Source organism: Streptomyces sp. NPDC006458 (assembly GCF_040612135.1).
Taxonomy (GTDB): Bacteria; Actinomycetota; Actinomycetes; order Streptomycetales; family Streptomycetaceae; genus Streptomyces.
This window is the reverse complement of the sequence record NZ_JBEXPR010000004.1, coordinates 152,789-164,315: the sequence shown is the minus strand read 5'-3', so window position 1 is coordinate 164,315 and position 11,527 is coordinate 152,789. Positions and strand designations below refer to the sequence as shown.

Genomic DNA, 11,527 nt, shown 5'->3' with positions numbered 1-11,527 from the left:
GTGGTGGTCAGACGCCGGATACGGCGAAGTGCTCGTCCAGGCTGGTCGGATCGGTCAGGTCCACCAGGTGCACGGTGTCGGCCCGACCGCCCTCGACGGCGATGGCGAGGGAGTGTCCGGAGGCGGTGCGCAGCAGCTCGAACCACCAGCCGGGCCCGCTGCCGTGCGGCTGCTGCGGGTCGTGCACGGTGATGGTGGCGGCGGTGCGCGGGGCGAAGGCGAAACCGTCGAAGTCGCGCCGCCCGCCGATGCCAAGACCCTTGATGTACGCCTCCTTGAGCACCCACAACTCTGTGGTGCGCTCAGCGCGTTCGGCTTGCGGCAGGGCAGCCAGTTCGGAGCGCTCGGAGGGGGAGAAGAACCGGGCCACGTGAGTGGCCGACTCCTGTGACAGCGGGCTTTCCACGTCCACGCCGCAGGAGGCGCCGTCGGTCACGACGCAGCAGATGAGGCCGTCGGTGTGCGAGAGGTTGAACCGCACGCCGTAGCCGTCGGGACTGGGCTCGGGCCGCCCGTACTCGTTCACCGGGAACTGCCAGCCGTCCGGAGGATGACCCGTGCGCATGCTCAGCGCATGCCGGCACAGCAGCCGTCCGGCGAGGAACTGCCGACGCCGGCGCGGCATCAACATCCGTGCCATACGGGCGTGTTCCTCCTCGCAGAGCAGCCGCTCGCCGCCCATGCGCTCTGCGAAGGCGCCCGCCGCCTGCTCGGGAAGCAGCCACAGGTCCGTCATCGCGAGGCCTCCTCGGCGCCGTGCCCACGTGGGATGCGGAAGCCGTCCGGGAGCTGTCTGGAGTCGGCCAGTGCGGCCCGGGCCGCGTCGATGGGCAGCGACCGCGGGTCGGAAGCCTGCCGCCCGTCGTCGCCGTGAACTCCCTCGGTGACCGCGCGCCCGGCCGGGATCGAAGGCGGCAGGGTGCTGCCGATCCCGGCGGGATAAGGGTTCGCGGTCCTCATCGAGCCGACTCCTTCGTGTCCTTCGTATGCCGGGAAGGCGGGGCGGCACAGACGTGCGGGGAGGTGGCCCTGGGCGTGCGTCGGCCTGAGCGGCCGGGGCAGCCCTGAGCGGCGCGGGTGCGTCGGCGTCGGGGACGGGGGGCGCGGTGTGTGGCGGACGGTGTGGGGCATCGGCCCCAGCACAACACCGGGACCACGCGGTCTCATGAGTGGGAGGCACTCAAGCGCGGCCAGCCGCCTACTCCCCGACGCGGGGAGCGTCCAGCGGTGCTTCACCGGTGGGGCACGGGTGCAGGGCCCTATCAGGTGTTCGAATTGAGTGTCGACTACTCGCGCGGCGGTCCTGGCTGAAATGATGTGCTACGCCCGCGCAGTTGGAATGCTGTGATTCCGCGCGTGGCTGGGGCCGGCTTTCCGGAGCCGTCCGGTTCGTAGGTGTGGGCTCGGCCGGTGCTGGAACCGCACTTGCCGGTCGCGGTGTCGGGCAGGTCAGAGGCGGGTCGGCGGCGGCTGATCGAGGGGATCCCGCCGGACCGTGCGGACAGGTGCCGCGTGGACAGATGTGCCGCCGGAGTACGAGCCGCGGCAGACGGCCTCCGACTCTTCCGTCGGTGGCGGCATGGCGGCGGCTGGTGTGTGCTGCTGACCAGACCGCGGGTCTGAGCGGACTCGAAGGCCGGAGGTCCCATCGCGGAGCCACGAAAAGGCAACGGGGGGCTGATCATGCGAGAGGTCCTGGGATCAGCCCGACCGCTCCGCCCTCTACGAGCGCACGGGGAAGGGCGACGCCTGGACCAGGGACGGCGGTCCCGGCACCGCGTTCGCCTTGACCGGCGAGAACCGCTACGGCCTGATCCCCGACCGCTCCGCCGTCGTCGAACGCGGTACCACAAGGGGTGAGCCGAAGCCCGTCGGCGGGGCGGTCTGCCACATCTTCGTCACCGACGCGCTCCCAGCGGCCAGCCCGGTGACCGGCGACCCCTGGTTCAGCCGCTCCAGCATGTCCGGTTCCCTTCCTCTTGACGACCACCACGCTAGGCAGCGCCCACCACCCCGGACCCGACATTCTGTGCCCGGTCAGGTCGGGTGCACGAGGCATTCCGGAAGGTCGAGCGGCAGTGGTCGACCGGCTCACTCTCCTTTTGAGCGTCTCAGGGTTGCCGAGGGAGATCGTCAGCCCGTTCCGCCCCGATCTCGACCAGTTGGTCAGTGGACTGTGCGAGGTTGCCTCTCGCGAGGTGCCGGCAGGGGCCTGGACCTCTCGGCGTCTTGCGGCTGCCGAGCCAACGAGTGGTTCCAGGAGACCTGTTGTCGCAGTCCCTCGCGCTCGTTCCCGTGGAGCCGAACGTGTTGTCTCCGTCACGTGACTGCCTCATGCACAGGTTCGGCAACGTGGAGGACGGGCCGGGCAGGGGAGAATGAGGGCAGTACATAACGGTCGACCTTTACGGAGGAGCGGGGATATGAACGACGCGCGAGCTGGACAGGTGGCAGGGCCCGAGGATCTCGTCGATGTGGCCCGCCTGGTCACGGCGTACTACGCGCTGCACCCCGACCCGGCCGAGCCCGGGCAGCGGGTGGCGTTCGGCACCTCCGGGCACCGCGGCTCGTCCCTCGCGGCGGCTTTCAACGAGGACCACATCGCCGCCACCAGTCAGGCCATCTGCGAGTACCGCGCCGCCCAGGGCACCGACGGCCCCCTCTTCCTCGGCGCCGACACCCACGCCCTGTCCGAGCCCGCGCGGATCACGGCGCTGGAGGTGTTCGCCGCCAACGACGTGACCGTCCTGATCGACCAGGCCGACGGCTACACGCCCACCCCTGCCGTCTCGCACGCCATCCTCACTCACAACCGCGGCCGCACCTCCGGCCTCGCCGACGGCGTGGTGGTCACCCCCTCGCACAACCCGCCCGCCGACGGCGGCTTCAAGTACAACCCGCCCAGCGGAGGCCCCGCCGGATCCGAGGCGACCTCATGGATCCAGGACCGCGCCAACGAGATCATCACGGGCGGTCTGAAGGACGTACGGCGCATCCCCTATAGCCGCGCCCTGGCCGCACCAGGCACCGGCCGCCACGACTTCCTCGGCGCGTACGTGGCCGACCTGCCCAGCGTGCTGGACCTGGACGCCATCCGGTCCGCCGGCGTGCGGATCGGCGCCGATCCGCTCGGTGGTGCCTCCGTCGCCTACTGGGGCCGTATCGCCGAACAGCACAGGCTCGATCTGACCGTGGTCAACCCGCTCACCGACCCCACCTGGCGCTTCATGACGCTGGACTGGGACGGCAAGATCCGCATGGACTGCTCCTCGCCGTACGCCATGGCCTCGCTCATCGAGCAGCGCGACCGCTTCGACATCGCCACCGGCAACGACGCCGACGCCGACCGGCACGGCATCGTCACGCCGGACGGGGGCCTGATGAACCCCAACCACTATCTGGCCGTGGCGATCTCGTATCTGTTCTCCCACCGGGAGCAGTGGCCCGCGCGCGCCGGGATCGGCAAGACCCTGGTGTCGTCCAGCATGATCGACCGGGTAGCGGCGGACGTCGGCCGGCAGCTGGTCGAAGTCCCGGTCGGATTCAAGTGGTTCGTGGACGGCCTGTCCGACGGAACCCTCGGCTTCGGCGGCGAGGAGTCGGCGGGCGCCTCCTTCCTGCGCCGCGACGGCTCGGTGTGGACCACCGACAAGGACGGCATCCTCCTGGCTCTGCTCGCCTCCGAGATCGCGGCCGTCACCGGCAAGACGCCTTCCGAGCACTACGCGCAGCTCACCGACCGCTTCGGCGCCCCCGCCTACGCACGCATCGACGCCCCCGCCTCCCGCGAGGAGAAGGCACTGCTCGCCAAGCTGTCCCCGCGCCAGGTCACCGCCGACACCCTCGCCGGCGAACCGGTCACCGCGGTGCTCACCGAGGCCCCCGGCAACGGCGCGGCCCTCGGCGGCATCAAGGTCACCACCGCCAACGCCTGGTTCGCGGCCCGCCCTTCAGGAACCGAGGACGTCTACAAGATCTATGGGGAGTCCTTCCACGGTCAGGACCATCTGCACCGGGTTCAGGAGGAGGCCAAGTCCGTGGTCCTCGCGGCGCTGGGTGCCTGAGACGGACGAGCCGACGGGGGCCCCGGCCGTAGACACCCCGGTGCGAGACACGACACCGTTCGCCGTGGCACAAACGGCAGAACCGTCACCGTGCGTCGCTTCGGGGTGCGCGGCCGAGAGCCTGTCCCGGATGGGGCGCGGACGCACGCGTCCTGGTCGGGGCGTCCCCCGAGGCCGTACGTGTTCCGCACGCACCCCACCGGCGCGATGGCCCGCGCCTCGGCCGGCCGGCGCAGGTTCTCCTCGCCGCCATTGACTGACGCCGTCCGCTCTACGAGACCCGCCCCCGGCCGACACCGGGACCTCAGCGCGGCGTCGGCAACGGCCGTCCGATCGCCTGAACCGCCCACGACGACAAGAACAGTTTCGTTTCCAGGGCAACGCCCGGCTCGCCCGAGGCGTCCGGTCCCCTCATGGGGGCCGAAGCCACTGGTTGCGAGCGGTCGATGGACGGTTGCCCAGGACCAGTAGGCACGGATCACCCGGCTTCGGTGTGCCCGTCGGCACGAGCGGCCCCGGGAGAGAGCCCACCGCGCACATATGCCGCGGAGTCGGCCCCATCGAGTGTCGGCGGCTCCTAGAGTGCCAGGTACGAGCGGGGCGAGCCGGGGGCGTGATGGCACGTGTGGTGGCAGTGCACGGGGTGGGCAAGCAACTGCTGGGAGAGGATTCGCTGTTGACGGAATGGCGGCCGGCCATGGCCGACGGGCTGCGCCGGGCCGGGGCCCTGAGCGCCGCAGCGGAGCTGCAGGTGGAGATGGCGTTCTACGGGGATTGCTTCCGCCCGGCCGGTGACTTCCTGGCCGCCGGGGACGCGCCGTATGTCGGTGGCGACGTGGAGCAGGGCTTCGAGCAGGAGCTCTTGCTGGAGTGGTGGCGTGAGGCCGCGGAGACCGACCCGGCGGTGGTGCCACCCGGCGCGAAGACACTGGCCGCCACTCCCCGGTCGGTCCAGGCGGCACTTCGGGCGCTGTCGGGGTCGCGGTTCTTCGCAGGAGTGGCGCTGCGCGGGCTGATCTTCGACCTGAAGCAGGTACATCTGTATCTGACGGACGCCGACGTCCGTGAGCGGGTACGCGGCCGGGTCCTGGACGTGATCGCCGAGGACACTCGTGTCGTGGTGGCGCATTCCCTGGGCTCGGTAGTTGCGTACGAGGCGTTGTGCGCCCGGCCTGGGCACGGGGTGCGGGCGCTTGTGACCCTCGGCTCACCGCTGGGAATTCCACACCTGGTCCTGCACCGCCTGGAACCGGTGCCACGGGGCCCGGGGGGTGCTGAGCGGGGGGTGTGGCCCGGCGGCCGGGAGATGGTCTGGACGAACATCGCTGATGACGGCGACGTCGTGGCGCTGGTGAAGGACCTCCGCCCGAGCTTCGGTGACCTGGTCCGCTCGGTGAGGGTCCACAACGGCTCGCACGCCCATGACGTGACCGCGTATCTGACGGATGCCCTGTGCGGCCGTGCCATCGTCGACGGCCTCGCATGAGTCCGCACGTCGGCGGGGCCGCGATGGGCGAGGAACCGCGCCGCTTCCTGATCGCCACAGCCGTCGCCCGACACTCGCGGTGTCCCGCCTGGGACCGGCCCGGCCTGGTTCAGGCGCGTGAACGGATCATCGAGCTGTTCGGCAGGCAGCTCGGATACCGGCACCAGAGCGAGCTGGGGCTGGATCCCACCCGCGCCCAGCTCACCGACCACCTGCGCGCGTTCTGCACCGCCCCGGACCGCCGGGAAGAGGACCTGCTGGCCGTCTACATCTCCTGCCACGGTGACGTCCTCGACCACAGCGGCGACCATGTCCTGTACACGGCCGACACCGACCCCGATGACGTGGCGTACACCTCGCTCCCCACGGCAGACCTCGCTCGGGTGACGCTGCTCGGAACAGGGATCCGCCGTCTGCTGCTGATACTGGACACCTGCTACTCCGGCCAGGGAGGCAACGAACTGGCCGCCGCCGCGCTCGGCCGCGTCAGCGCCGGCTGGAGCCGGTCCGCCGGGTCCGGCCTGATGATCATCTCATCCGCTCAGCCACATCAGGAGGCGATGGCCGGCCTCCTGCCGAAGCTGTTCACCGAGGCGGTCGGAAACTGGGCCACCGCCGGGCAAGGACCGCAGGCGCTCCCGGTCCCCACCGTGGTACAGGCGATGAACGATCACCCCGACCGGCCCGGTCACCAGCGCATCTCTCTCACCATGATCGGACTGACCGGAGAGGCACCCCCGTTCCTGGCCAACCCCCGGCACAGCACCCGGCTGACGGACGTGGACCTGGCAGTTCAGCAGGCCGCCGAATTCGCCCGCCGGGAGACCGAGCTGACGTCGCGTCTGCTGGTGCGCGCCAAGGCCTATCACGGCGACGCGGCGGAGGGCTGGTGGTTCTGCGGTCGTCACTCCGCCCTCGCCGACATCACCGCCTGGCTAGGCCGGCGCGCGACGGACAGACACTCGCCCCCGCTCGTGGTCACCGGAGGGCCCGGCTCGGGAAAATCCGCGGTCCTGGGCCTGGTCACCGCTCTCTCCCATCCTGAACGCGGCCGCACCGTGCCCCGGGAACATCTCGGCCTCGCCCCGCGCCTGGTGCCTGACAAAGGCTGCCTCGACGTAGCCATGTACGCGCAGAATCTCACCGACAGCGAGGTACTCAAGGGCTTGACGGCCGCGGCGAACGTGCGCGCCGGCACCGTCGACGAGTTACTCGGAGCCCTTGAGGCGCGCCGAGACGCGCGGCCCTTCACCGCGTTGATCGACGCTCTGGACGAGGCTGCCACGCCCGAGACCCTGTGCTCCACCGTCCTGCGCCCACTGATCGAGAAGTCCCGCGGTCGCATCCGGTTCCTGCTGGGTTCGCGTTCCCACCTGCTGAAGGACCTCGGCCTCGAAGCCGCCGCAAGCCCTGCACACGGCGGGCCGGTCATCGATCTGGACGCCTCCCTCTACGCGGACCGTGAAGCCCTGCACGCCTATACCGTGCGCAGCCTGTTGGACTCTCACCCCACCTCCCCCTACCGGCACGACCGAACGGCGCTGCGCTCGGTGGCCACCGCGGTCGCCGATGCCGCCGGAACCTCCTTCCTCGTCGCCCGTATCACCGCTGGCACCCTGGCCGCGGCCGACCATGTCGCCGACCCGCATGACCGGCGGTGGCTCGCAGGACTGCCACGCCACGCCGGGCAGGCCATGCGCGAGGACCTCACCCGCCGCCTGGGCCCAGACGCCCAGCGCGCGGCGGATCTGCTGCTCCCGTTGGCCTTCGCCGCGGGCCAGGGACTGCCCTGGGAGGACATCTGGGCCTCCTTGGCGGGCGCCGTCTCCGGCCGCGTCTACACCGACGAGGACCTGCTGTGGCTGCGTCACAAGGCCGGCTCCTACGTCGTGGAGGCCACGGAGTCCGGCCGTTCCGCCTACCGGCTCTACCATCAGGCGCTGGCGGAACATCTGTGCGAGGGAACCGATCCCCAGGCCGTGCACGCCGCCTTCACCGTCACCCTCACTGCTCGCGTTCCGTACCGGACCGACGGCACGCGCGACTGGTCCCTCGCCCACCCCTACACCCTGCGCCACCTGCCGGCCCACGCGGCTGCCGCGCAGCGTCTGGACGACGTGGTCACGGACCCCGGCTTCCTGGTCAACGCCGACCCCGACACCCTCGTACCCGCCATGCGCTCCGTCCGGACGGCCGAGGCCCAGGCGGTCGCCTCGATGTACCGCGCGTCTCTCGAGCAGCACCGCCGCGCTGACCCGGGGGCCAGACACCACATTCTCGCCCGCGACGCCGCCCGGCACCGGCTCGCTGGTCTGCACGCGTCACTCACCGAGCGCCTGCCCTCGAACAGTTGGAAACCACGATGGGCCACCGCAGGCGCCATCCCCTCGGGAGCCCTGCTGGACACGCTCATCGGTCACACCAGCGGGGTTCTCGCCGTTGCCTGCACCACGGTCGACGGCCGTCCGGTCGCCGTCACCGGCAGCTACGACCGTACTGTGCGCATCTGGGACCTGGAAACCGGCCAGTGCCTCGTCGATCCCCTCCCCAGCCACACCAGCTGGCAGTGCGCGGTGGCCTGCACCACGGTCGACGGCATTCCGGTGGCCGTGGTCGGCGGCGACCGCGAGGCGACGCGGGTGTGGAATCTGACCAACGGCCGGCTTCTGGGAGAACTCCCCACCTCCGCCCGCGGGATGCGCACGCTGGCCTGCACCACGGTCGACGGCCGTCCGGTCGCCGTCATCGGGGACGGTGACGGGGTGACGGTGTGGGACCTCGCCACCAGCCGCCCTCTCGGTGAGCCGTGGCCCATCCCCGTCCACTCGCCAGGGTCCCTCGCGTGCGGCGTGGTCGACGGCCGCCCGGTCGCCGTGATCGGCCACGACTCCGTACGGGTGTGGAACCTGACCGGCGACGAACCCCTGCCGGATTTCATCCGGTACTACATGGGGAGCGCTGCCCCGGTCGCCTGCGCCACAGTCGAGGGCCGTCCTGTCGCTGTCGCCGTCGACGGCGGCGGGGAGCGGACGCTGTGGGTCTGGGACCTCGCCACCCGCAGGCCCCTCGGCGGCCGCTTGTCCGGCCACACCCAAGCGGTATACGCGGTGGCCTGTACCACGGTCGCCGGCCGGCCCGTCGCCGTCACCGCCGGCGAGGACCGGACGGTCCGCGTGTGGGACCTCACCACCCGCCGTCCCATCGGCGATCCTCTGACCGGCCACACGAGACGGGTGGTCGCGGTGGCCTGTACCACGGTCGCCGGCCGGCCCGTCGCCGTCACCGGCAGCGAGGACCGGACCGTGCGCGTGTGGGACCTCACCACCCGACGGCCCATGGACGAGCCCTCGTCCGGCCACGCCGGACCGATACGCGCAGTCGCCTGCACCACCTTCAGAGGCGTTCCCGTCGCCGTCAGCGCCAGTGACGACGGGAGCGTACGGGTGTGGGACCTGGCCACGGGTCAGCCGCGCGACGAGGGCGTGGCCGGTCACGCCGGCACCCTGTGCGCGATGGTCTGCACGACGGTCGACGGCCGACCGGTCACCGTCAGCGCCGGCGAAGACGGCAAGGTGCGGGTGTGGGACCTGGCCACCGGCGGGCTGCGGGACGAGATACTTCCCAGCTACACCGGACTCCGTTCGAAGCCGGTGCTGGCATGCGCCACGGTCGACGGCCGGCCCGTCGCTGTGATCGGCAGCGAGCGTGAAGGGCTGCGGGTGTGGGACCTGGCCGCCCACCAGCCCCTCCTCGGCAGCCCTGTCGGATCCTCGATACGCGCGATGGCCTGCGCCACGGTCGACGGCCGGCCGGTCGCCGTCACCGGCAACGAGCAACGGACGGTGCACATCTGGGACCTGGCCACCGGCCGGCGGATCGGCGAACCCCTCACCGGTCACACCGGAGCCGTACACGCGGTCGCCTGCACCACGGTGAACGGCCGCCCGGTCGCCGTCACCGGCAGCGAGCATCGGACGGTGCGCGTCTGGGACCTGGCCACGCATCGGGCGATCGGCGAACCCCTGAACGCCCATGCCGGAGCGGTGCGTGCGATCACCTGCACGACGGTCGACGGCCGCCCGGTCGCCGTCACCGGCGGCGACGACGCCACCGTACGAGTGTGGGACCTGGAGCATCACCACTGCATCGCAGAGCTCACCATGCCCGCGCCCGTATTCGCCTGCACGGCCGGCCCGGACGGAGAACTGGTCGTGGGCACGGGGAGCAGCGTCGCGATGTTCAGTCTCGACCGGAGTAGCTTCCCTCGGTGACGTGGTGATCCCCGTGCTCACTCAGCTCCGCGGGGCGGCCCCCGCCATGTCGAAGCCGGCGGCCCGGCTGCGCAGGTCGAGGGCGAATAAAGGCACGGGCCCCGACACCCGGGTCCACGCGGCCGTACAGGCCGTCGTCGAGCGAGGCGGGCCATGGCGAGTCGTTCGCCCTCCGGCCGGAAGGCGAGGGGTCGCGCCGGTGCGGGGTTCACGCCCGAGCCGGAACTGCCGCTGCCCTGCGACCCTCTTTGATGAACCGTCAAAGCCCCCTGCGGCAGCCGTCGTCGCCCCTCGGGCCGGGCCGGGCGCCTCCCAATCGGCGGTCGAGTCGTCGTGGGGAGCGGGGCGGCCAAGCCTCCGGAACCACAGTCGGCAGCCAGTTGAAAGCCACACCCCGCTCCCCTGGGTGCCTCAACCCTACGAATGGCTGCGGTCAACCCGTGGTCAGAAAGGCAGAGCCAGTTGACGGACACCTGGCCGCGCTGTCGACGCGGACACCGTCGACCAGATGCCCCCGCACGGTTCTCTCCTGCACCAGCGGCGACTGTTCTTGAGTTGACTCAATCGTTCCGGCTCAGGCGGCACCTTTCGCTGTCGATCAGTCAGATCGACCGTGGTCATCCGCCGACGACGAAGAGCCCCCGCACCACCGACAGAAAGTTGTTGATCAACGGAGTCCGCTGCGAGCGGCTCCAGACGACGCCGATCTGCCAGGAGGCCGCCTCATGGTCGAGCGGCACGATCCTGACCGTGGACGGCGCGATGAGCCGGGCGCCGGCGGGGACCAACGCGACCCCGACGCCCGCCGATACCAGGGCCAGGATCGTCAGCTGGTCCTGGGCGTCCTGAAGGACCCGCGGCCTCGCCCCGCAAGACGCGAGGAAGCGTTCGACCTGGTTGGCCTGGCCCCGGCCCCGTAGCGGGTCGAGCCGGATGAAGCGGCGGGTCTCCAGCCACGCGCCGAGGTCGGCCGGGTCCCCGGGCGGCGCGTCGTGCTCCGGTACGGCGAGGGCCAGCCGGTCGCGCTGGACGAGGATGCGGCCGATGTCGTCCGGCACCGGCAGCCGGGCGAAGCCGACGTGCAGTTCGCCCGAGCGGAGTCGGTTCACCTGGGCGTCGGACGACATGTCGTCGAGGGTGATGTCGGCCTCGGGGTAGTGCTTCCGGAAGGCCGCGACGGCCTGCGGCGCCAGTTCGATGCTGGACAGGCCGAATCCGATGTTCAGATGCCCGGTCTCCCCCCGGACCGCCCGGGCCGCGCGGCGCACCAGCGCGTCGGTGCGCCGTACGACATCCGTCGCGTCCGGCAGCAGCATCTCGCCCAGTTCCGTGAGCACCGCTCCCTGACGGCTGCGCACGAACAGCGTGCAGGCGAGCTGAGTTTCCAGTGAATGAAATCTGCTTGCTCAGTCCCGGCTGGGAAACGGAGAGGCTTTCGGCAGCCAAACCGAAATGTCCGTGATGGGCAACGGCAAGGAAGGCACGCAGTAGTCGCACATCCATTCTTGGACGTTATCACGCGGGATACCAGCCAAAGACTGGGAGCGAGATTCCTCTCCTGAAACGGAGGGCCGCCAGCACTTCCAGGGTCAGGTTCCGGGACAAGTCTCTCTGGCGGTAGGCGCGCTGGGTAACAGGAGCCTCGCAGTAGCGACCCACGGGACGTCCGGCCTTCGTTCATTCCATCCAGGAATCGTTCCATGCAA

At 70.9% G+C, this 11,527-nt stretch carries 7 protein-coding genes and 1 pseudogene; 3 read left to right on the top strand and 5 right to left on the bottom strand.

Annotated elements, in window-relative coordinates; all coding sequences use genetic code 11:
• Positions 1-7: 7 nt before the first annotated feature.
• The 3 genes from ABZZ79_RS07380 to ABZZ79_RS07370 all read right to left on the bottom strand — a co-directional run bounded on the left by ABZZ79_RS07380 (position 8) and on the right by ABZZ79_RS07370 (position 1,962).
• On the bottom strand, positions 8-736 hold the full coding sequence (locus ABZZ79_RS07380) for a 4'-phosphopantetheinyl transferase superfamily protein (protein ID WP_356687411.1): 729 nt from the start codon (positions 734-736) through the stop codon (positions 8-10).
• Positions 733-960, bottom strand: coding sequence for a hypothetical protein (locus ABZZ79_RS07375; RefSeq protein ID WP_356687409.1), 228 nt, complete (start codon positions 958-960; stop codon positions 733-735). The genes ABZZ79_RS07380 and ABZZ79_RS07375 overlap by 4 nt, the downstream gene beginning before the upstream one ends.
• 843 nt (positions 961-1,803) lie before the next feature.
• Positions 1,804-1,962 (bottom strand): hypothetical protein, encoded by a 159-nt coding sequence (locus ABZZ79_RS07370; protein ID WP_356687407.1) that lies wholly within the window; start codon positions 1,960-1,962, stop codon positions 1,804-1,806.
• Positions 1,963-2,423: 461 nt separating this feature from the next.
• Here ABZZ79_RS07370 and pgm point away from each other — a divergent pair, with 461 nt between their 5' ends.
• From pgm to ABZZ79_RS07355, 3 genes are all read left to right on the top strand, one after another.
• Entirely contained in the window at positions 2,424-4,064 is a 1,641-nt protein-coding gene (pgm, locus tag ABZZ79_RS07365; RefSeq protein WP_356687405.1) for a phosphoglucomutase (alpha-D-glucose-1,6-bisphosphate-dependent), read from the top strand.
• A gap of 616 nt (positions 4,065-4,680) precedes the next feature.
• Positions 4,681-5,550, top strand: a complete 870-nt coding sequence (locus ABZZ79_RS07360; RefSeq protein WP_356687403.1) for a hypothetical protein — start codon at positions 4,681-4,683, stop codon at positions 5,548-5,550.
• On the top strand, positions 5,547-9,821 hold the full coding sequence (locus ABZZ79_RS07355) for a caspase family protein (protein ID WP_356687401.1): 4,275 nt from the start codon (positions 5,547-5,549) through the stop codon (positions 9,819-9,821). The genes ABZZ79_RS07360 and ABZZ79_RS07355 overlap by 4 nt, the downstream gene beginning before the upstream one ends.
• A gap of 617 nt (positions 9,822-10,438) precedes the next feature.
• On the opposite strand, the gene ABZZ79_RS07350 is transcribed toward ABZZ79_RS07355, so the two are convergent.
• The gene (locus ABZZ79_RS07350) at positions 10,439-11,179 is read right to left on the bottom strand and encodes a LysR family substrate-binding domain-containing protein (RefSeq protein WP_356687399.1); all 741 of its coding nucleotides are present in this window, start codon (positions 11,177-11,179) and stop codon (positions 10,439-10,441) included.
• Between the two features lie 46 nt (positions 11,180-11,225).
• Positions 11,226-11,324 (bottom strand): annotated as a pseudogene (locus ABZZ79_RS07345) (LysR family transcriptional regulator); the annotation flags it as partial.
• Positions 11,325-11,527: the final 203 nt, after the last annotated feature.

Excerpts from the sequence above, each read along its gene's own strand:
- ABZZ79_RS07380 (WP_356687411.1), bottom strand. The coding sequence starts at position 736 with ATGACGGACCTGTGGCTGCTTCCCGAGCAGGCGGCGGGCGCCTTCGCA.
- ABZZ79_RS07375 (WP_356687409.1), bottom strand. The coding sequence starts at position 960 with ATGAGGACCGCGAACCCTTATCCCGCCGGGATCGGCAGCACCCTGCCG.
- ABZZ79_RS07370 (WP_356687407.1), bottom strand. The coding sequence starts at position 1,962 with ATGCTGGAGCGGCTGAACCAGGGGTCGCCGGTCACCGGGCTGGCCGCT.
- pgm (WP_356687405.1), top strand. The coding sequence starts at position 2,424 with ATGAACGACGCGCGAGCTGGACAGGTGGCAGGGCCCGAGGATCTCGTC.
- ABZZ79_RS07360 (WP_356687403.1), top strand. The coding sequence starts at position 4,681 with ATGGCACGTGTGGTGGCAGTGCACGGGGTGGGCAAGCAACTGCTGGGA.
- ABZZ79_RS07355 (WP_356687401.1), top strand. The coding sequence starts at position 5,547 with ATGAGTCCGCACGTCGGCGGGGCCGCGATGGGCGAGGAACCGCGCCGC.